Genomic DNA, 361 nt, shown 5'->3' on the forward strand with positions numbered 1-361 from the left:
AGTGTGACATGACTTCCTTCGCTACTTAAATTTCGCTCCCCATCACAGCTCATCTTACACCAAAGCAAGCATTTCACTCGCTTTGCGACTCGCTGCTTGGACGTGCAATTCCAACTGCACGCTCCGTTAGCCTCCTGCGTCCCTCCATCATTCAAACAAATCTAACTAGTACAGGAATCTCAACCTGTTATCCATCGCTTACGCCTTGCGGCCTCAGCTTAGGTCCCGACTAACCCTGGGAGGACGAGCCTTCCCCAGGAAACCTTAGTCATACGGTGGGTCAGATTCTCACTGACCTTGCGCTACTCATACCGGCATTCTCACTTCTAAGCGCTCCACCAGTCCTTACGGTCTAGCTTCA

1 rRNA gene is annotated in these 361 nt (G+C 51.2%); it reads right to left on the minus strand.

From position 1 onward, the window contains the following. A 23S ribosomal RNA gene (locus LPAF129_RS11100) occupies nucleotides 1-361 on the minus strand; the annotation flags it as partial.

The organism is Ligilactobacillus pabuli (assembly GCF_022836475.1).
GTDB classification, from domain to species: domain Bacteria; phylum Bacillota; class Bacilli; order Lactobacillales; family Lactobacillaceae; genus Ligilactobacillus; species Ligilactobacillus pabuli.